Raw genomic sequence first — 19,942 nt, 5'->3', positions numbered from 1 at the left:
TACGCGGAGACGACGGCGGTGTATGTTTTCCCGGATACTCATGCTTGGGTTGGGGTTGTCGGGGTGAAAGTCGACAGTCGCGGTTACGACTGCGTGATCTCGTTGAACTGGCTGGACCAGTACGAGCTGTTCTCAACGTAGTTGGCTGGGTCGACCGTTATCATGCTGTTGAACTGCTCCTCGCTGGTCGGGAACATCTCGGACTCGGCCATCCAGTCGGGGACTTCCGCGTCGCCGTGAAGCGGCGCGACGCCGAGGCCCTCGGACCACGGGCCGTTTATGTCGGCGCTGGCTGCGTAGTTGATGAACTCCTGGCCCCAGTGGACGGCGCCGTCCTCCTGGCCCCGTGGCGTGTACATCGCGTCGCGCTTCGCGACGGCCCCCTCCTCGGGGACCGTGTAGTCGACCGGCTGGTCGTCTTGCATCGCGTTGTACGTGTTCGCCCCGATGAGAGTACACGCCGATATCTCGCCGTCGATGAGGTTCGTCGTGAGCTGGTCGTCGTCGCCGATGAGGCCGACGTTCCCGGAGAGCTCCTCAAGGCGGTCCCACGTCGCGGACATGTCCCCGTCCAGCTCTTCGTCCGCGAGCGTTGCGAGCACCGGGACGAACCCGGTGCCGCCCTGATAGAAGCCGAGGCCGTCGCTCCATCCGTCGCCCCACAGCTCCTCCCACGAGGTGGGTGCCGAGTCGACTTTGTCCGTGTTGTACGACAGCGAGTACACGTACGAGTAGAGACTCGCGAACGGCCAGTCGGCGTCGCCGATGTTGGGTTGCGCGGCCGGAAGGAGCCCCGAGAGGTTCGTCACCACGTCGGTGTCGAGCGGCACCATCAGGTCCGCGTCCGCGGCCTTGTACGACTGGAGCGTCGTCGACCAGTTGACGTTGACCGGCGGCGCGCGGTTCTGGTTCAGCGCCGTCCGAATCTGGCCCTGCATGACCTCTTCGCTGGTGTTGTCGTACTCGATTTCGATGCCCGTCTCGTCGGTGAACGGTTCCGCGACCTCGCTCTGGAGATTCTCCTGCCAGGCGCCGCCCCACGCGCGGACGACGAGGCTATCCGGTTTCGACGGTTCGCCGTCCGACGATGAGTTCCCGCCCAGCCCGTTACAGCCGGCAAGCGCTATCGCCGACGCCCCGCCGGCGGTCCCGAGGAACGCCCGGCGCGTTACAGTTCGGTTCGAATCAGTCGTTCTGTTGCTCATGACACTTTAACATGCGAAACAACGGACATACAAATAGATACACCATATGGATATACATTTATATACGCCACAACCCCGTATTCGTTTTTGCTGTTGGCCTAAAGTAACACATACACACAGTGTTACGGAGCTATATCTGTATAAACGAGAATATATGCTCGCTCTGGCACGGGGAACCGGGGAATTCTACCTTATTATATATTATATATTAAAATCGCAGCGGGAGTGAGCGGGACGGACGAAAGGGGCTAGCGGACGTACGTATCTATTACGGATTCGACGCGCTCCGTCAACTCGTCACTGACGACGAGTTCGAGAACGGCGTCGACGTCCTCGCCGACGGGCCGGTCCTCCTCCAGCGGCGGTACCCGCTCTCGGATGGCCGTGTACGTCGCCCCAGTTCCCCGCCCGGGCTCGTGTTCCGGGACGAACTCCATGGCCTGGGCCGAGCAGGTGAGTTCGCTCGCGAGCACGTACAGCGTGTTGTTGACCGCCTCCTGGGCGCGGTAGGCGCTCGTCGCACTCATGCTCACGTGGTCCTCTTGGTTTCCGCTGACGGTGATGTTGTCCGTGGCGGGCCGGCCGATAGAGCGGTTCGTGCTCACGAGGTCCGCGGCCGTGTACTGCGCTATCATGTACCCCGATTCGAGCCCGTCGTCGTCGGTCAGGAACGGCGGGAGGTGGTCCTCCTGGATGTTGGGGTTGAGAAGCCGGTCGATGCGGCGCTCGGAGATGGCCGCGAGATCCGTGAGTGCGCCGGTCACGTAATCGAGGGGCAACGCGAGCGGCTCCCCGTGGAAGTTCCCGCCGGAGAGGACGGCGGCCCGGTCGGTCCCGCTCGCGCGGTCGTCCACCCGTTCGGCGTCGAACACCAGCGGATTGTCGGTGGCGCTGTTGAGCTCCGTCTCGACGGCGTCCCGGAGGTGGTCGACGGCGTCCCGGACGGCGCCGTGGACCTGTGGCATACACCGTATCGAGTAGGCGTCCTGCACGCGGTGGCAGTTCCGGTGGGACTCGATGATGCCGGAGCCGCGCGTGAGTTCCCGGATGTTCCGCGCGGTCTCCGCGTGACCCGCGTGGGGGCGCACGTCCTGGATGCGCTGGTGGGCGGACGCGCTGGTACTCATCGTGACTTCCGTGGTGAGCGCGCCGGCGATGTCGGCGGCCCGGACGGCCCGCTCGGCGTCCCGCAGGACCAGCGCGCCGAGCGCGACCGTCAACTGCGTCCCGTTGATGAGGGCCAGCCCCTCCTTGGCGCGCAACCGAACGGGGTCGAGCCCCCGCCGGTCGAGCGCCGCCCCGCCGGACAGCCGTTCGCCGTCGACCCACGCCTCGCCCTCGCCGATGGTGACGAGCGCGAGGTGCGAGAGCGGGGCCAGGTCACCGCTCGCGCCGAGGCTCCCCTTGGATTTCACGACGGGATGGACCCCCTCGTTCAGCATGTCGGCGAGGAGCTCGACGACCCGCACACGGATACCGGAAAACCCCTTCGCGAGCGTGTTCAGTCGGGTGAGCAACATCCCGCGCACCTCGGGCGTGCCGAGTTCGTCGCCCGCGCCCGCGGCGTGGCTCCGGAGCAGGTTCCGCTGGAGCGTGCCGATGTCTTCTTCGGGGATACGCTGCTGGACGAGTTCGCCGAACCCGGTGTTGACGCCGTACACCGCCTCGTCGGTTTCGAGGATGTCCTCGATGCGCGCCCGGGACTCGCGGACCGCCTCGCGCGCACCGTCGGCGATGGTCACGTGCGCGTCGTGGCGCGCGACCGCCTCGACGTCCGCAGGCGTGAGACTCTCGCCGTCGACGACGACCTCATCCATGGACGACCACCCCACCGCTCTCGGCGGCGCCGAAGTCGGGCGGGACGTGCTCACAGCGGGATACGTCGGTCCGCGCCCGCGGCGCCATCCACATACTGTGGTGTGTCCCGTCCGACGGCTCACTGTAGTCGCTCATGTTCGCTTGGAGATATGCGAATACATCGCAAAGAGATAGAACCGTCATATGGCGGTTCGTTTAAATATACTCTCCGCTGGAACGCCGTCGTCGCTGGGCGGACGGCGGGAGATGGCGATAAAATCAACGCTCAGACACTTAGGTGACCCACCATTCGGAGGGTCATACTTACTTGTTGCGAGGTGGACGGCACTCGTATGGCCTTACGCGAGACCGATACCAGGGACCCACCGGCGGAGCACGAGTCAGTCGTACACATCGACGGCGTGACCAAGAACTTCGGGAGCCTCACCGCGGTCGACGACGTATCGATACCGATACGCGACGGGGAGTTCCTCACGATTCTGGGGCCGAGCGGCGCGGGGAAGACGACGCTGCTGCATATGATTGCGGGTTTCGATACCCCCAGCGAGGGGGAGATATACATCAACGACCAGCCGATATCCGACGAGCCGCCCTACGAGCGGGACATCGGTCTCGTCTTCCAGAGCTTGGCGCTGTTCCCGCATATGACCGTACAGCAGAACATCTCGTTCCCGCTGAAGATGCGCCGGGAGGACCCCGACGACATCGACGAGCAAGTCGAGGAGGCGCTCGAACTCGTCCGGCTGCCCGTCGACTACCGCGACAAGCCCGTCGGCGACCTCTCGGGGGGCCAGCAGCAACGGGTCGCTTTCGCGCGTGCCATCGTCTACGAGCCGACGCTCCTCCTGCTTGACGAGCCGCTCAGTTCCCTCGACAAGAAGCTCCGCGAGGAGATGCGCTCGGAGCTCACCCGCATCCACGCCGAGACAGACCTGACCATCGTCCACGTCACCCACAACCAGACGGAGGCGCTCTCGATGGCCGACCGCATCGCGGTTATCAACGACGGCAGGCTCGAACAGCTCGACACCGCCGAGGGGATATACGCGAATCCCGCGACGCCGTTCGCCGCCGAGTTCATCGGCGACACGACGATGCTCGACGGCACCATCGCCGGGGAAGAGGGCCAGCACGGTATCGCCGCCGTCGGCAGGGGCGAGATAACGTTCGAGACGGACGCGGAGTTCGAGCTAGAACAGCGCGTCCGGCTCGGGCTCCGCGCCGAGCGCATCGTCATCGCGGTTGACGACGTCCCGACCGAGAACAGCTACGAGGCGACAGTCGAACAGGTCGGTTTCGAGGGGAGCAGAACGCAGTACACCGTGACGGTCCCCGAACTCGACGCGACCATCGACGTGACACAGCAGGACCCGGGCCCCGGGCGAACATTCGAACGCGGCGACACCGCCGTCGTCGGCTGGGAGCCGGTGGACGTGCTCGTCTATCCCGAGTAGTCGGCGTGGGACTCGGCGACGCGTTCGAGCCCGTCCATCGCCGCCGATATCGTCCCCGCGTCCGCCGCGTACGAGAACCGGAGGTACCCCTCGCCGCCGGGACCGAACACGGACCCGGGCACGGTTCCGACCTGCTCCGCTTCCAGGAGCGTCTCCGTGAATGCGCGGCTGTCCGTCGTGATCTCGGAGACGTCCGCGAACACGTAGAACGCCCCCTGGGGGCTGCCGGGGTCGATGCCCGGGATGTCGTTGAGCCGGTCGAGGATGAGCTCCCGCCGCTCGGCGAAGGCCTCGTGGATATCCGTGACGACCGAGCGGTTCTCCAATGCCGCCTTCGCGGCGACCTGTGCGGGCTCCGCGACGCTGGAGACGGTGTGTTCCTGCAACACCCGCATCGCCGAGACGACGTTTGCGGGACCGGTGGCGTAGCCGATTCGCCAGCCGGTCATCGCGTACGACTTCGAGAAGCTCTGGACGGTGACGGTGCGCTCGAACAGCGCCGGGTCGCTGGCCAGCGAGTGATGGGTCGCGCCGTCGTACACGAGGTCCTCGTAGGTCTCGTCGAGGACGGCCCACCAGTCCCGCTCCCGCAGCGTATCGCCGATTGCCTCAAGCCGGTCGGACGGGACGACGGCCCCGGTCGGGTTCCCCGGCGTGTTCAGCAGGACGCCGACGGTGTCCTCGCTCGCGGCCGCTTCGAGGTCCGCCGCCCGCGGCGTGAACCCCGTCGAGATGTCGGTCGGCACGGGGACGAGTTCGGTGCCGGCCGCGGCGAGATGGCCCGCGTAGTTCGGCCAGTAGGGGGCCGGAACGAGCACCTCGTCGCCGGGGTCACAGAGCACCTGTGTCGCGGCGAACAGGGCGCCCATCGCTCCCGGCGTCACGATGATTTCGCTCTCGGGCTCGGCGTCGACGCCGTTGTGCGCATCGAGTTTCTCGGAGAGCGCCCGCCGGAGGTCGCCGCGCCCGACCGTCTGGGTGTAGCCGCCGATGCCGTCGCCGAGCGCGCCCGCGACGGCGTCGGCTATCGGCTCCGGCGTCGGGAAGTCCGGCTCGCCGATGCTCAGGTCGTGGAGCTCGTCGTACGACTGCGCCTTGTCGAATATCTCGCGGATGCCGGACTGGGGCATCCGTTCGGCGCGGGCAGCCAGGGGGAGGTCGTCCATACTACAGGGTGGTGTGGACGGTCCGGAAACAACACCCCCTCCATACGGCGGTCACTCAAGCGCGTCGGGGTTGACCACGCCATCCACGTGCTCCCCGTTGTAGGCCGCAACGGCTATTTCGGTGCCGCGTCGCCGGAGCGTCGCCTCGGACTCGGTGGAGTACCACGCGGCGTGGGGGGTCACGATGACATCGTCGCGCGCGAGCAGGGGGTTCCCGGACGCCGGCGGCTCCTCGGCGAGCACGTCGAGGCCCGCACCGCGGAGTTCGTCGGCTTCGAGCGCTGCGAGCAACGCGTCCTCGTCGATGACTTTCCCGCGTGACGTGTTGACGACGACGGCGTCGTCGTCCAGTCGCGCGAGGGCGTCGGCGTCGAGCATCCCCTCCGTGTCCGGCGTGAGCGGCGTATTTACCGACAGTACGTCCGACTCATCGAGCAGTTCCTCGAAGCCGACGGGCGTGGCGCCGCGCGACGTTATCTCCTCGTCGTCGAGGAACGGGTCGTGTGCGCAGACGTCGAAGCCGAGCGCGGCCGCCCGCTCGGCGGCCGCACGCGCCTTGTTACCGAACGCGAGGAAGCCGAACGTCAGCTGTTCGGGGGGCCGTATCGGCGCCGCGTCTTTCCACTGCCAGGCCCCGCTCTCGGTCGCGGCGTCGTACATCGGGAGCCCGCGGACGAGCGCCATCGCCAAGCTGACGATGTGCGAGCCGACCTCGTCGTCACAGTAGGAGGGGACGCGGGTGACGCGGACGCCGCGCTCGGTCGCCGCCGGCACGTCGATGTCGTCGATACCGGTCGCGTATCGGCTCACGACCGAACAGCCCGTCGCGTCCATCGCCGCCGCCGAGACGCCCGTGTAGTGGGAGAGCAACAGGTCGGCCTCCCCCACCGCGCCCGGTATCTCCGCCTCGGTACAGTCGATGCCCTCGACGGTCACCTCGCGGTCGAGCAGCTCCCGGAAGTGTCGCCGCTCCGCGTCCACATCGCCAAACCAGTCGGGGTCGAGCATCACCGCACGCACAGTGTCGGTCATACGGCCTAGTTACAAACACGGAGCCTCATAGCTCACCCTCCGTATGGCGGTTCGGTCCGTCGGCCACGTTCGGCTCGGTCGGCCGGAGAAAGAACGTCGCGAGGCCCGCCAGCACGACGAGGGCGGCCCCGCCGAGGAACGTCGCGGACCACCCGACGGAGCCGATGAGAGAACTGGCCACGATGCCGCCGCCCACCCCGGACCAGAGTTTGGCGCTGTACAGGAGCGCGAAGTTCGTCGAGGACCGCCTGGGCCCGAAGTAGTCGCCGACGAGCGGCGGGAACACCGAGAAGACGGGGCTCCGGAGGAACACCATCGCCGCCAGCGCGGCGATGACGGCGATACCCACACCGGCCTCGGCCGCCAGGACCGCGCCCGCGAGTGCGAGGCCGCTACACACGAGCGAGACGGCCGACGTCGTCTCCCGGCCGAAGCGGTCCGAGAGGGTCCCGCTCACGAAGATGCCCGTCGCGTCCGCGAGCGCGATGAGCGACGCGCTCCCGGTCGCCGTCGCCGCCGAGAACCCGAACTGCGTCGCGAACGAGACGGCCTTGCCGACGACCATCAGGCTCACGCCGCTCGCCAGCACGAAGACCCCGTACATGAGCCAGAACTGCCACGTGCGAAGGGTCGCCCGCCAGTCGTAATCCCGCCGTACCGTCGGCTCCACCGTTCGCTCCTCGGAGTCGGAGCCGTCGTCCGCCCGACTCGGGTCCCTGAGCACGGGGACGGCGACGAAAACGCCGACGCCGGCGACGACGCTGAGTCCGAGCAGGGTCCCCCGTACGTCAGTCTGAACGGCCTCCCTGATGAGTGGAATCGCCAGAAAGCTCACCGCACCGTACATCGAGGAGATGAGCCCGGTCGCGAGTCCCCGGCGCGCGTCGAACCACTTAATGGCGGTGTTGATTCCGACGGTGTACGTGGTACCGGCGCCGACGCCGCCGAAACAGTACGCGAGATAGACGGCGGTGACCCCGGACGCGACGGCGCTCAGAGCGAAGCCGCCCGCGAGACAGAGCCCGCCGCCGACGAGCGGCCACCGCGGGCCGTACCGGTCCCGGACCCACCCGATGGGCACCTGCGACACCGTCTGGAAGACGATGAAGAGAGTGAACACGGTGCCGAGCGACGTTTCGGACGCGCCGAACAGGGCGCCGATAGGGCCACGGAGGGAGGACCACGTGAACTGGTAGAGGCCCGCGGACCCCATCGCGATGGCGGCGGCCACCACCAGCCACCAGGGCGAAAAAGGAAGCGTGCGGCGAGGCATTCAGTGAGGGTGCGCCAGGTCGCCCGTTAAGTATGGGGCCTCCGTTTGGTACCGCGCCGACGCCGATAGTTCGCTGGCGGGCGATGACGTGCGTCGCGTTCCGGGACGAAGTGGCCTCAGATGCGGGCTGAAGCTGCTCGGCAATACGGCTCGGACCGGAGCGTCAGCCACCCCAAGCACAGCGGTTTCGAGAATCCCGAATCGTGCCCGCTGTCGGTTTCGGTTCACTCTCCCTGGCGTGTCACGGATTCGTTCGTCCGCCCCCACGCACCATATATCGCCAGCAGCAGAACGCTTTTCATTTATCGGGAGACATTGACACACGTTCCGGTGTGAGGAGCGACCGTCGACAACGAGTGCTCCGTCCGCCGGCCCAACCATGTACACCGCCTCATTCAGCGTCAACGACTCGAGCACGTTCGGCGACGTCACCGCCCGGACGAACCGAACTATCCGGCTCTGGTGTAACGACGACCGGGACCTGCTCCACGTCGCCGGGTCCGTCGACGACGAGGTCCTCGATATGCTCCGCTCTACCGTCGGCGTCGAGGGGCAGGCGAGTCAGGTCGACGAGGGGATTATCGTCACGAAGGGTTGTCTCCGCGAGCGGGCGAGCGGATTCCTGGAGGACTACGCACAGGACGCCGGCTGTCTCCTCATCTCCCCGCTCCGCTACGAGCGGGGCGAGAAGCGCTTTCAGGTCGTCGCGCTGAAACCCGCCCAGATATCCAGTTTCTACCAGAACCTCGTCGAGGACGGGAAAAGCGTCACCGTCGAGTCCAAACGGGAGATACAGACCGTCGAACACGGTGAGCCGCTCATCGCGCCGGCAAACCTCGTCCCCGAGTTCACGCAGCGCCAGCGCCAGGTCATCGAGACGGCCTACGAGAACGGCTACTACGATATCCCTCGGGAGACGACGACGGCCGAAATCGCCGACGAGCTCGGCATCAGCAGACGGACGGTGGAAGAACACCTCCGGCGGGGGGAGAAGAAGTTGATGGACGGATTTATCGGCGAACTCTGAGAGCCCGCCGGACCCGACTCGCGAGCGGACGCTCGACGGGACGGCTTCCGACCTTAGAGCTCCCGTATCGTCTCGCCGTCGGGCTCGATGGCCTCGACGTCGGCCGCCGAGAGCGGGACCTCGACCTCGATTTCCACGAGGTAGTCCTCGTTGGCGAGCTGGTCGTGGCCGAGGACGGTGTGACACGGGTACGGCTCCTCGAAGGTCTCCCAGTAGACCGCCTTGTAGCCGTCGTAGTAGTGCTCGGCGGGGTCGACGATGTGTGTCGTCACCTTCGCGATGTCCTCGTAGCCCTTGTCGATGGCGCCGAGCAGGATACCGACGTTCTCGTAGGCCTTCCGGGCCTGCGTCTCGATGTCGTCGCCGACGACCGCCGAGTCGGCGTCCATGGCGACCTGCCCGGCCATGTAGAAGGTCCCGCCGTCGATTCGCGCGTGGTTGTATCCGATGTCCCGGGCGTCTTTCAGCTCCGGGGGATTGATGGCGTAACTGGTCACATCCGACCATGGCCGATATCCGGGAAAAAACGTCACCCTCCGGATGGGGGCCCGACCCCCCTCGACGGGAACTACACCCCGGTTCAGGCCGACGCGAGCGCACGGACTGTCTCGGCGAGGACGGCCGTCGCCGCGGCACAATCGTCCCAGTCGGTCCACTCCCGCGGGGAGTGTGAGTACCCCCCTTCCGACGGCGCAAAGAGCAGTCCGGCGTCGGTGACGGCGGCGACGTTAGCCGTGTCGTGCATCGCCCCCGACGACAGCCGTACCGACTCGACGCCGGCCGTCGTCGCCGCGGTCCCGGCCGCACTGAGAAACCGGTCGCTACAGGGCGTCGGTTCGCTGTCGCGGTACCGGTCCAGCGACGTCTCCACGCCCCGGTCCGCCGCGATGCGCGTCAGGCTCTCTCGACACCGCTCGACCATCCGCGTCATCGTGTCGTGGTCGCTGTCCCGGATGTCGAGGTCCAACTCCACGCGCTCGGGGACGATGTTCCGGGCGTTCGGGGCGATAGTTCCTTTCCCGGCGGTCGCCACCGCGGCGTCGCTGGTCTCGGCACACTCCCGCCCGGCCCGCTCCAGGTCGAGGACGAACTCCGAGGCGGCCGCCAGCGCGTCGGTCCGCTCGTCCATCGGCGTCGAACCGGCGTGGTCCGCCTCGCCCGTGATGCGCACCTTGCAGTTCGTAATGCCGGTGATGGAGTCGACGATACCGACGCCGGCGCCGGCGTCCGTAAGCGTCGTCCCCTGTTCGATGTGTAACTCCACCCACGAGTCCCAGCGGCCGGCCTCGACCGTGTCGTCCCCGGCAAAGCCGATCTGTCGGAGCGCCGCTTCGAGCGAGACGCCGTCGTCGTCCGTGAGCGACAGCGCCTCCGCCGCCGGCCGCTGTCCCGCGGCCACGGACGACCCGAGGGTCCCGGTACCGAACCGGCCGCCTTCTTCCTCCGTGAACGAGACAACCTCGACCGGCCGGTCGGGGGAGACATCGGCCGACTGCATGGCACGGACGCTCTCAAGCGCCGCGTAGACCCCCAGCGGCCCGTCGAAGATGCCGCCCCGTGGGACGGAGTCGAGATGGCTGCCGACCGCGACCGGCGCGGCATCCGGGTCACAGCCGTCCGGCTCCCAGCGACCGACGATGTTTCCCACTGGGTCGACACGGACGGACAGCCCCGCCGCATCCAGCCGCTCGACGAAGCGCTCTCTGACCTGTCGGTCCGCCTCGCTCCCGGTCAGAACGGTCCGACCGACGCCCTCGGACGCGTCGACCGCCCCGAACCGCGCGTTCGCCTCGATGTCCTCGCGCAGACGGTCCACGTCGACGTGCATACATCCACGCTTCGCCGCCCCGCTGATAAATCCGTGACCACCGTTCGGGTGGTCCTGTTTAGGTCGGTGCTACCGGCCCGGTCCCGTACTGGTACAACCCGTAGTCGGTTCGAACACTGTGCTGAAACGGCGGTTGCAACCGGACTACCGATGTCGTCGGTTCCGGATTACACGCCCGATGTCCCGGTCCAAGACGAGCAGGCGGTAGTAAGGGTGCACTCCCCGTCCCGGATGAGAACCTCGGTCACAGCGAAGTTCCCTGCTTCAAACCCACGCTGGTTCGCGTCGCTCAGGAACGGGTTTAGAAGCCAAGGGCCGGCTTTAGGGCTAAGGGTTAAAGCCCAGCGTATAAAATACATAAGCAGAGATGGGAACCAGAGACCAAATCGAGAACCTCCAAAAACGCATCAAGAAACGGTCAGGTATGGGCGACGAGTCTCCTGACGACGGTGACGCACCATCGATATCGGAGGACGATGCCGAGAAACTCCTCGAATTCAGCCGGCAACTCGACCTACTTAGCTCGAAGTACGGCGACTATAGGCACCTCAAGCTTCTCCGTCACTGCGTCATCATGGCGGAACAGGTTGGTGGGCTCGCCGACGCGCTCGAAAGTCGAGATGCTGCCGAAGAGGTTGTCGTGTGGATCAACAGGGAACGAGGCGTCCCAGAGTACAGTGAAGAGACGAATCAAGATTATCGGGTCGCCATTCGTATCTTCGGTAAACGGACTCTCAAGATGGCAGATGATGAAGTGCCGGACTCGTTAGCTTGGGTTCCGACAGGCACGAGTAATTCCTACGACCCCTCGCCCAGCCGGTCAGATATGCTGGATTGGGAGGAGGCCAAACGAATGGCGGTCGAGGGAACGACCAATTCCCGGGACAAGGCCCTAATCACAGTCGCGCACGAACTCGGGCCGCGAGGAGAGGAGATGCACGAGGTTAGGATGGGGCAAGTGAACGATGCAGACCACGGAATCCAGATCAGTCTCGACGGGAAACAAGGGGAGCATTCAGTCACCCTGATTAACAGCGTTCCCTACTTGCAGCAGTGGCTCAGTAAGCATCCAGCACCAGACGACGACGAGGCATTCCTCTGGTGTAATCTCGACGAACCTCATGATAATGCGAGCTACCAAACGTTCCTTGGCCGATTCAAGGAGGCAGGAGAGCGAGCAGATATCGATAAGCCTGTAACACCTACGAACTTCCGAAAATCAAACACCTACTGGCTCGCCAAACAGGGAGCGAATGAGTCGTTCATCAACGAACGGCAAGGCAGGAAACCAACCTCTGACCACGCGCGGCGGTACATCGCAGAGTTCGGGCCTGAAAACGAGAATAACCAGTACGCAGAGCTTCAAGGGCTCGAGGTACAGACAGAGAAGACGGAAGATCGGACACCCCTCACGTGTCCTCGGTGCGATAAGCAGACTCCACGTGACGAACCCTTCTGCGTCTGGTGTCACCAAGCAATGGAGCCCGAGGCGGTACAGGAACTCGAAGAACAGGAAGACGAACAGCGGCGGAAGCTACTCCGAATCGCTCAGGAAAACCCAGAGCTCCTCGAAACGCTCGAGGAGATGGAACCGCTCGTCGAAGCACTTGGTGGCGATGCGGAACTGATCGATGCGGCAGCGAGCTTCACCGAAGCAGTCGAATGAGATGAGGGGAATTGAGATCGACTTTCGGTTCCTGTTGACCGAGATAAGTCTATCGTAGAATAGTTCACAGGCCTCCAGTGTGATCAGTCAATAACAGAATTATGGACGACTCCCGAGATCACGAGCCGTTCCCAGTGCTCCCGGAGACCGACGAGTACGAGGCCCTCAGCTTCCTTGTACGCAATCGAGGTGAGCGGTTCACTCCCTCTGAAATCGCTGTACACGCAGACGTCAAGGAAGCAAGTGCGACTGAAACCCTGTATGATCTCCTCGAAAAGAATCTCGTTGAACACGATCAAGGGGATTACTACGTCAACTCAGATCGTGCAGAAGATATCAAATCTCGACTTGAGTCAGTAGACGCCGCTAAACGCCTACATGAGACTGCTCCTGACGACGATATATACGCAACAACTGATTGGGAAGAGGATTTGGATCCCTCTTGAGAGGAAGTCATAGAACAGTTACAACACCGCATTCTGTCCCGCCATGTGTGCTCAGTATAGAACTGCATTCTAGGTGTTATATGCCGGGCAGGAATACCGCTCAATGTACTAACAGTAGTTGCTAGCGCGATTTCTATATTCAGAACAGGTGCTGGAACTGTGGCAACTGAATTGGTAAGTAGAGATGCTTAGTTACCGCGTCGTTGTTCCTCAATTTCTTCTGCTTGTTTGTTTATTTTGGCGAGTTCTCGGACTCGCTGGCTGTCCGACCCACCGTGACCGATTCGGACGGACAAGTCCAGCGGGGATGGAACAAAGCGCCCCTCGGATTCCTCCTCATCGGATTTCTCACCGGATTTCTCTTTGGGTTCCTCACCTCCTCTGAATAAGGAGAGGAACACTTCCCAAACACTGAGGGCCATACACGACACCTATGAGTTGTTGGAGGATAAGTGTTGATGCGGTTTCATTAGTAGGACCAATTAATCGGTGGCTCATCTGTACTGACCGGCTGTTTCAGCTCTTACTATAAATAAAGAAACCGTATTGGCAACTACTTCTAAGGCCCATCCGAGTCTGTATCTTCTCTCTCATCATCCTCCTCATCCTCGCCATTATCTTCGGACTCGTAGCCCTTCATCCAGAGGTAGTATGCGATATACCCAACGGTCGCTGAGACAGCGATGAAAGCTCCGGCCTTAATCTCGACTATTTGTGAGTGGGAAGGAGAGATGATGAACAGCAATCCCAGAGACGTCTCGGTCAAACCGACAACGAGTAGAGCGAAAGACTTCCTCAGTCGCGTGGACTTATCCTCCAAAACACCCCAGTTGCTGTTGACTGTCTTGGCATAGTTGGTAACTATGATAGAATCATACTCATCAGCCTCTAACTCACTCTTGATCAAAGACTCAGCAGTATCAGTCGAAGGCCCAAACCCAATCTTGATCCCCAGCATCACAATAATCGCATAGACAAGAGACGCGAACAAGGCGACTATCCCGACCAAGACCGGTGGAGTATCAATCAGGGCGATACTAGGCGTCGAATCTGAGGTACGCAGTAGGACCGAGAGACCTGTGAGATAAATCCCGATGAGTGCGATATTCGCTCTGATAGCCTTCCAGGCCTTATCTTCGAAGTTTGAGACTGACTGAAACTGGTCGGCCACCATCGACTGATATCTATTCGCCAAATCACGCTTAGAACTGACAGCCTGTTCTCCTCCTCCAGAAGCCTCTCCGTTCTTTTCCTTCTGTTTCTCCTCCTCAACCTCCGACATAGATTCAGTATTCGCCTTTCTCCGGCTCAGTCAGGTCACTCGTGATAGTAGTCTGTGTAGAATCATCGCGGACATCTGACCGAACAGAAGTATCGGTGTCGACAGCGTTTTCGCAGTACCATTCTGCGAAGATGTGCGCCAGGTCAGCCAAATCAGAGCGGCGGGTGACAACGTCTTTGTGGTCTCTGCGTTTGTCCTGGAGGTTGCGGAACTTAACCCGGTACTCGTCGTCAGATACCTGTTCAGCAGCTTCAACACCGACGAGATACTCCAGTGTAGAACGGATCCACTCTTCCCGAACTCCGTTGCCAGGAATGTATTTCCGGTTGAGCATCGCATAGAGTTCGTCAACCGTGATTTTGAACTCGATAATCCGGCGAGGATTCTTACCCTGCCAGATGACCTGCTCAGTGTCATCAAGACAGTTGAAGAACACGTTGTGCCAGAGGTAACAGGCGAAGTAGAGCTCAGAGAGTTCCTTGTTACAGAGAACACCCGTTGATTTCTTGTCGTCGAAGAATCCAGGTGGCGAATCGATAGTCTCGAAGCCGCCGTCCTCTATGGAAAGACGGGTGCTAATCTGCTTACGTTCCGGGAGCACATCGTCTCGGAAGTTCTGATTGACCTTCGACAGCCTTCCAAATTCGTATTTCGGATTCGTGTTTTGATCGACGTAATCGTAGCTGAGCAGTACTAAATTTGAGTCGAACTGAAGGCCTCCCTTGGACAGGAAGTTCTGGACCCTGTGTTCCGCCGTCTGAGCATTCTGATTGCTGATGAGTAAGGCGATATCATATTTTTCGGGTATCTCGGTTTCTGACCCGTTGACCCGGAACGGGTAGCCCTGGTCATAACCGGAGATGTCCTCTAAAAACTCCTTCAGATCTTCTTCGTCTCGGGGAAGGTTATGGTAGACGTCAAACAGGATGCCGTAGTCTTCATCGAAATAGGCTGTGAAGGTGGGAGTCAGCTCTGACCCATTATACTGGATACTTTCCTCGGGAAAACGATCAAAGCTGAAGTCTCGGAACTCAGAGCTATATTGGTCATCGAGGAACTCTTCCCAGGCAGAAACGACATCGACGTATCTGTCGTATCTCTCAAATCTATCGAAGGTTTGGTCAACGCACTGTACGAAACTATCTGACTCTGTCACGGGTGATTATGCTGCTGAGAAGTAGTCGTCGAAATCGCGTTCCTGCTCCTCCTCGGCTTTGACCTCTCCCTCAAGGAATCCTTTGTTAATCTGGTCGCAGATCCGGCTCAGAGACTTTTTCGAGGCGTTGAATCCGGGGATAATCGAGATATCGCTGTCCGAGGTGAGGTAAACATCCACGCTGGTTCCGTCGTCAAAGTCGAGGACAGATGCGTGCATATACGGATTATCGTGGTAAACCGTAACAGAGGTGCGTTTTAACCCCTTTAACGCTTTTATCAGCCGTTTGTTCTCCTCGACACCGGTTATCGAGCCTTCTTCGTACTGAATTTTAATTGGGTCTGTATCTCGGGACCCGTACTCCCTGTCACGGTCTTGGAAGAGTTCTCCTTTGTCAGAGATGAAGGAGGCTAAGCTATTCAGCAAGACGTTGAAGTAGAGGTCGCTGGATCCTCTGATGTAACGAGTCGCTCCGTTACGAGACACGAAGAACTGGAATGCCGTACCCGTATTGTGAACGGTGAGTTCGATTTTATCGACGTAGAGATCGTTAGTAGAAGCCTCGTTGAAAACTTCATAGTATGGCTTGTCCTCGTGGTATTCAATCTGTGTGTCCTCTCCGGTCGACTTGAGGACTGCTTTTTTCACCACGAGATTACCGTTCACACGGTTGTCGAAGTTCTGAATAAGGCGGCGGAGATCTTCGCTGGACAGGAAAGAGCCAGTAATCTCCGAAGGCAGAGTCTCGATGTAACGGGTGAGTGCTTTATCGAAGAAATCCTTGTCAGAGACTGTGAAAATGGTGTATAGCTTCTCCTCGGAGTGACTTACGATGAAGAAGTTATCCTTGAACTGTCGAGACCCTCCTTCGTACGATTCGCCTTCGATCTCTCTAATCAGGCGGCCGCTCGTGAAGATCTCTTGATCCTCGATTGAAACACTGTATTCCTTTAACGGGTATTCGTCGAAGAGCTCCTTCGGAGTACGCTCCGAAATAACAGTTAAGGCCCGGACAGGTTCTTCGCGGTCCTCTATAAGCTCTTCAATGTATGCACGGAAGGAAGTCTCCGTCTCGTGTTCCGCGAAGTCGTAAAGAGTTCCTGTCCGTTCCATTTTCCAGTGAGTTTTGTCGAGGATACGTTTACAGGTCCGTGTTTTCTTCCAGCCTGATTATTATTCTTTTCCTTGAGCCTTACTCTCGCCACTGGCGATAGCGACCTCCCTATTTTATGCTACTCACCACCACACCTTATAAGCTGGCAAAGCCTAGAGATCAGGCATCATGGAACAGTTGGCGCACGTATTAGCTGACCCCCCAACCGCTCAATATAGGGAATACTGAGCAGACAATCTATTTCCGATACTTCCGAAAACAACCACCGTGTGAACGGTTTTATGACGCTCTATCTGGGTGACTGCCGAATCCAGTGAAACGATGGCCTCCAACCATCTCGTTGCTCTCCGTGAATTCTGTGATGCCGTACAATCGTTTTTTGTCTCAGGGAGGGTTGCTTCCAGCGTTTAGCGGAGAATACGAGTCTGTATGATATGCGACTCGCCAGAGTTTGAGAACGGCACGAGTGACCAACTCTTCGGGGGACTGCGTGATACAGGAGTCCTCGACATCAGCAGGATCTGAACTCGCATCCGGCGGCGGATGGTAATGTTCTGTCCCAGAGACATGGATGTAGTCCCCGCCGTGGAGATGGTTTCCCCAGCGAAGATTCACGTCCGCGGTATCCGTATAATGGAACTTGTAATCGTCCTGCGTCGTCCACTGGACGTCGATCCGAGCTCCGTCGGCGTCACAAAGCCCGTCATCGAGGGAGACTTCGAGTACTGATGGATTGAGATAGTCGTCGAGACGGGATGTCGCAAGCGGTTCCATCTCCTCGATGACATCTCGGATTGAAAGCAGTGCTGGCCGATCAATTGCGCCACGGAGGGTATGATCCTCCGCCTGTGGGCCCGCCATATCTCACGCGGGGACGCTATCGTCTGTGGAGCGACGATCGCCGTCGACGAACTGCTCGGCGTTCCCGATCGAGAGGGCAGCGTTTGCGAACGCGAGGTTTCGCCGGAGTGTCTTCCACTCACGAATCGTCTCCGGATCGGGTTCGTCTGGCGTGGAGTCAGACGCAGCGAGTGCCTGATTAGTCTGATCGACAGCCAGTTCCTCCGGTGACTCGACGCCAAACTTTGACTGATACTCAGAGAGTTGCTCGCGCATCTCCTGGATCCGCGCGATGAGTTCGTCAGTCGAGACGTGCTCGAGGATATCCGCAGCTTGCTCGACGACCAGCGACTCAGGGGAGCGGCGATACAGCGTAGCACCGTGCTCGCCAGTCTCTGTCTCGACGAAGCCTTCCTCTGCGAGTGTATTCAGATGTTTGCGGGCAGTTTTTGGAGCGGTCTGTGCGTCGTCAGCAACTGCATCAGCCGAGACAGGGCTATACGTATGCGCAACGACCCGCCGAATGCGCTCATAGGGGGTCGTTTCAGCCTCCCACTCCTCTCCGACTGCTTTATTGACGTCCGCAAATTCCTCTGGCGGGTCTCGATCGTCCATATAGATACGAAGCAGTCGGGGGAATATAGTACTTTGGCAAAATTTTATTTTACTTCCCCTCTCTCGTATAGGGTGAGAAAAAGGAGCAGACCCTCTAGAGATAGCCACAATAGAGTACTGCGGGGTTGATCTCGTTAGTGTTGAAGGTGGAATTCAGATAGGCTAACGTTCGCCTTCCGCTTTCGCGAATAGAGACGTTGACCAATCGAAGCAACAGCATCTGCATAATAGTCGTCCCCAGCTACATCTTTTGAAATGTAATAATCGGGTGTGCCTTCTCTGGCTTGATGTATGTCGTTCTTCTTCCCGACATCGTCATAATCAATCTGTTTGGTGAATTCTTCCGGGCTTGGCAGTTCCCAGAGTGGCACGTTTGACGCCAATAGCACTGCTGCCGGAGAGTGACCAAATTCGGTCTTCCCATCTTGAATCCCCCTCCTTGTTGCTCGATGGAATTCCAGTGCTTGATGAGCAACCCCTTCAGGAGAAGCCAGATCTGCATCGATTTGCGCTAATCCAATATACGAAAGGGCAACCATATTGCGCACACACTCGACCGCGTGATTGCCTTCCCACTCTTCTGTATCTTTGTCAGCGTTCGCCACATCTTCTATGTCAGTCGGATCTCGAAGTTCGTTACTCTCAGAATGTCTCAGTTCCTCAAAGGCCATTTGCAACTGATCCCGATCCCAGTTCTCCATCAATAGATTGAAATCCTCCATTGCTGTTTTGAAATGCTCTCGTATCTCTCGTTTTCGTTGAGATTTCGTTGATTGATGGTCGTAGTCCGTTTCGTCCAGTAGCCAATCCTTGTCTGCATCACGTAGAAAGCCATTCGACTCGTCCGGTTGTCCCATACGCCTTGAGTATAGTGAATACGTAAAATAGGTTGTTCAAAGTCGGGAGGGGTCTACGGCGTATTAGCCGGATTTCGACAAACAACACCATAAAAACCACTTCTGAAAGCCATTTAGGGTCCATTCGTTAGCCTATTTTTAGCAAATCAGATACAACGTATCTACACTCTTTCGTTGTATTATGCGGTCGTCCAAGGAAGCCGACCCGATAGAAAAGTCGAGAGAATGGTTCTACGACATCCAAGAGACAAATATGTCAAATCGGGAACTCACTGATAGGAGGTGCTTGTAATGGAAGATCTTGATCCGGACCAGTATGTGAATGAAAACTCAGACCAGCTCGCATACGTCATCAAGCATAGTAACGACCGATTCGTCCGGAGCCTCTGTCTTGCTGCTCTTGTTGAATACGGCGACGATGGAGATGTCGATAAGGTGCGAAATGAACTTGAACAGTTTCAGTCAGTCAGCGACAGTTAAGAGGAGTGATAAAAATGGCAGGAAAGGAGTTCACGCCGCTCTCTCCCCGACAAGTACAGGCCTTCGAAAGGGCAATCGAACAATCTGATGTACCGGTTAGAGCATTAACTGGGCAGTTCCTCCTCCATACCGGGATGCGGAATGGAGAGTACAATCATATGCGTCCGTCGTGGCTATCAACGGACGACGAAGACTTTCTAATCAACATTCCCGAAAAAGAGGAGTGCGTCAAAGGGGCTGGTCCAACAGGAGCTGGGAATCGAAAACAGAGAAATCTGAACGACAGGGGTGAGCCCTGTACTAAATGTCGAAATAAATCGCACCGGGAAGACGACTTTTGGGAGGCCACTACCTCAGCAGCTACCCGAACAATTTGGATCAGCAGAAGCCACCAAACGCTAATCGAGCTTCTAGACTGGTGGAAACGGGGATTCGACTTCATTCCGCTATCTCACAGGGGCGTCAACTATCATCTCAACCAGCTCGCTGATGAAGCAGGCTTGGATCGGCGTGTAACTGCACAAGACCTCCGGTTTACACATGGAATGATGTTAGGAAGGGAAGGCTGGACAGCGCCCCAGATTAAGGAGCGACTGGGCTACAGTTCGCTCGAACCTGCTCAACAGTTCACAACTGATCCTGAATAGGTTTTCTACAATTCGACCGCCGAGATAGAGGTTCAA

21 protein-coding genes are annotated in these 19,942 nt (G+C 59.8%); 6 read left to right on the top strand and 15 right to left on the bottom strand.

Features of this window, described 5'->3' with window-relative positions:
* Nucleotides 1–83 precede the first annotated feature (83 nt).
* From NJQ98_RS01035 to NJQ98_RS01025, 3 genes are all read right to left on the bottom strand, one after another.
* Nucleotides 84–1,205 (bottom strand): ABC transporter substrate-binding protein, encoded by a 1,122-nt coding sequence (locus NJQ98_RS01035; protein WP_262174742.1) that lies wholly within the window; start codon nucleotides 1,203–1,205, stop codon nucleotides 84–86.
* 248 nt (nucleotides 1,206–1,453) lie between these two features.
* Entirely contained in the window at nucleotides 1,454–3,022 is a 1,569-nt protein-coding gene (gene hutH / locus NJQ98_RS01030; RefSeq protein WP_262174740.1) for a histidine ammonia-lyase, read from the bottom strand.
* Nucleotides 3,015–3,158, bottom strand: a complete 144-nt coding sequence (locus NJQ98_RS01025; protein ID WP_262174738.1) for a hypothetical protein — start codon at nucleotides 3,156–3,158, stop codon at nucleotides 3,015–3,017. Before NJQ98_RS01025 ends, hutH begins: the two co-directional genes overlap by 8 nt.
* A 197-nt stretch (nucleotides 3,159–3,355) precedes the next feature.
* Between NJQ98_RS01025 and NJQ98_RS01020 the strand changes: the two genes are divergently transcribed.
* The gene (locus NJQ98_RS01020; protein ID WP_262174737.1) at nucleotides 3,356–4,477 is read left to right on the top strand and encodes an ABC transporter ATP-binding protein; all 1,122 of its coding nucleotides are present in this window, start codon (nucleotides 3,356–3,358) and stop codon (nucleotides 4,475–4,477) included.
* Here NJQ98_RS01020 and NJQ98_RS01015 read toward each other — a convergent pair.
* Genes NJQ98_RS01015 through NJQ98_RS01005 form a run of 3 tightly spaced genes read right to left on the bottom strand, consistent with a single transcriptional unit; the run spans nucleotide 4,465 to nucleotide 7,948 of the window.
* Nucleotides 4,465–5,643: a pyridoxal phosphate-dependent aminotransferase gene (locus NJQ98_RS01015; RefSeq protein WP_262174736.1), complete on the bottom strand. Its 1,179-nt coding sequence runs from the start codon at nucleotides 5,641–5,643 to the stop codon at nucleotides 4,465–4,467. The genes NJQ98_RS01020 and NJQ98_RS01015 overlap by 13 nt on opposite strands.
* Nucleotides 5,644–5,694: 51 nt before the next feature.
* Nucleotides 5,695–6,675 carry a C-terminal binding protein gene (locus NJQ98_RS01010; RefSeq protein ID WP_262174734.1) on the bottom strand — a complete coding sequence of 327 codons (981 nt, stop codon included), beginning with the start codon at nucleotides 6,673–6,675 and terminating at the stop codon, nucleotides 5,695–5,697.
* Between the two features lie 25 nt (nucleotides 6,676–6,700).
* Nucleotides 6,701–7,948 carry an OFA family MFS transporter gene (locus NJQ98_RS01005; RefSeq protein ID WP_262174732.1) on the bottom strand — a complete coding sequence of 416 codons (1,248 nt, stop codon included), beginning with the start codon at nucleotides 7,946–7,948 and terminating at the stop codon, nucleotides 6,701–6,703.
* Between the two features lie 379 nt (nucleotides 7,949–8,327).
* Between NJQ98_RS01005 and NJQ98_RS01000 the strand changes: the two genes are divergently transcribed.
* The gene (locus NJQ98_RS01000) at nucleotides 8,328–8,975 is read left to right on the top strand and encodes a helix-turn-helix domain-containing protein (protein ID WP_262174730.1); all 648 of its coding nucleotides are present in this window, start codon (nucleotides 8,328–8,330) and stop codon (nucleotides 8,973–8,975) included.
* A gap of 53 nt (nucleotides 8,976–9,028) precedes the next feature.
* Here NJQ98_RS01000 and NJQ98_RS00995 read toward each other — a convergent pair whose 3' ends face one another.
* Entirely contained in the window at nucleotides 9,029–9,472 is a 444-nt protein-coding gene (locus NJQ98_RS00995) for a RidA family protein (protein ID WP_262174728.1), read from the bottom strand.
* 83 nt (nucleotides 9,473–9,555) lie between these two features.
* Entirely contained in the window at nucleotides 9,556–10,803 is a 1,248-nt protein-coding gene (locus tag NJQ98_RS00990) for a Zn-dependent hydrolase (protein ID WP_262174725.1), read from the bottom strand.
* A gap of 367 nt (nucleotides 10,804–11,170) precedes the next feature.
* Between NJQ98_RS00990 and NJQ98_RS00985 the strand changes: the two genes are divergently transcribed.
* Nucleotides 11,171–12,469 carry a site-specific integrase gene (locus tag NJQ98_RS00985; RefSeq protein WP_262174723.1) on the top strand — a complete coding sequence of 433 codons (1,299 nt, stop codon included), beginning with the start codon at nucleotides 11,171–11,173 and terminating at the stop codon, nucleotides 12,467–12,469.
* Between the two features lie 101 nt (nucleotides 12,470–12,570).
* A complete protein-coding gene (locus tag NJQ98_RS00980; RefSeq protein WP_262174720.1) occupies nucleotides 12,571–12,915 on the top strand; it encodes a MarR family transcriptional regulator in 345 nt (114 codons plus the stop codon).
* A gap of 188 nt (nucleotides 12,916–13,103) precedes the next feature.
* On the opposite strand, the gene NJQ98_RS00975 is transcribed toward NJQ98_RS00980, so the two are convergent.
* The 7 genes from NJQ98_RS00975 to NJQ98_RS00945 all read right to left on the bottom strand — a co-directional run bounded on the left by NJQ98_RS00975 (nucleotide 13,104) and on the right by NJQ98_RS00945 (nucleotide 18,779).
* A complete protein-coding gene (locus NJQ98_RS00975) occupies nucleotides 13,104–13,337 on the bottom strand; it encodes a hypothetical protein (protein WP_262174717.1) in 234 nt (77 codons plus the stop codon).
* Between the two features lie 137 nt (nucleotides 13,338–13,474).
* Nucleotides 13,475–14,197, bottom strand: coding sequence for a hypothetical protein (locus tag NJQ98_RS00970; RefSeq protein ID WP_262174714.1), 723 nt, complete (start codon nucleotides 14,195–14,197; stop codon nucleotides 13,475–13,477).
* 4 nt (nucleotides 14,198–14,201) lie between these two features.
* Nucleotides 14,202–15,353 (bottom strand): hypothetical protein, encoded by a 1,152-nt coding sequence (locus NJQ98_RS00965; RefSeq protein ID WP_262174711.1) that lies wholly within the window; start codon nucleotides 15,351–15,353, stop codon nucleotides 14,202–14,204.
* A gap of 6 nt (nucleotides 15,354–15,359) precedes the next feature.
* Nucleotides 15,360–16,466 (bottom strand): hypothetical protein, encoded by a 1,107-nt coding sequence (locus NJQ98_RS00960; protein WP_262174709.1) that lies wholly within the window; start codon nucleotides 16,464–16,466, stop codon nucleotides 15,360–15,362.
* Between the two features lie 385 nt (nucleotides 16,467–16,851).
* Nucleotides 16,852–17,328 carry a toxin-antitoxin system TumE family protein gene (locus NJQ98_RS00955; protein ID WP_262174705.1) on the bottom strand — a complete coding sequence of 159 codons (477 nt, stop codon included), beginning with the start codon at nucleotides 17,326–17,328 and terminating at the stop codon, nucleotides 16,852–16,854.
* Between the two features lie 3 nt (nucleotides 17,329–17,331).
* A complete protein-coding gene (locus tag NJQ98_RS00950) occupies nucleotides 17,332–17,922 on the bottom strand; it encodes a DUF7342 family protein (protein WP_262174702.1) in 591 nt (196 codons plus the stop codon).
* A gap of 134 nt (nucleotides 17,923–18,056) precedes the next feature.
* A complete protein-coding gene (locus NJQ98_RS00945) occupies nucleotides 18,057–18,779 on the bottom strand; it encodes a DUF8102 family protein (protein ID WP_262174699.1) in 723 nt (240 codons plus the stop codon).
* Between the two features lie 291 nt (nucleotides 18,780–19,070).
* Between NJQ98_RS00945 and NJQ98_RS00940 the strand changes: the two genes are divergently transcribed.
* Together NJQ98_RS00940 and NJQ98_RS00935 are read left to right on the top strand one after the other, a co-directional pair.
* Nucleotides 19,071–19,259: a hypothetical protein gene (locus NJQ98_RS00940; protein ID WP_262174696.1), complete on the top strand. Its 189-nt coding sequence runs from the start codon at nucleotides 19,071–19,073 to the stop codon at nucleotides 19,257–19,259.
* Nucleotides 19,260–19,273: 14 nt separating this feature from the next.
* Nucleotides 19,274–19,906 carry a site-specific integrase gene (locus NJQ98_RS00935; RefSeq protein WP_262174694.1) on the top strand — a complete coding sequence of 211 codons (633 nt, stop codon included), beginning with the start codon at nucleotides 19,274–19,276 and terminating at the stop codon, nucleotides 19,904–19,906.
* Nucleotides 19,907–19,942 lie beyond the last annotated feature (36 nt).

Source organism: Haloarcula laminariae (assembly GCF_025457605.1).
Taxonomy (GTDB): domain Archaea; phylum Halobacteriota; class Halobacteria; order Halobacteriales; family Haloarculaceae; genus Haloarcula; species Haloarcula laminariae.
This window is presented reverse-complemented; position numbering and strand designations above follow the sequence as displayed.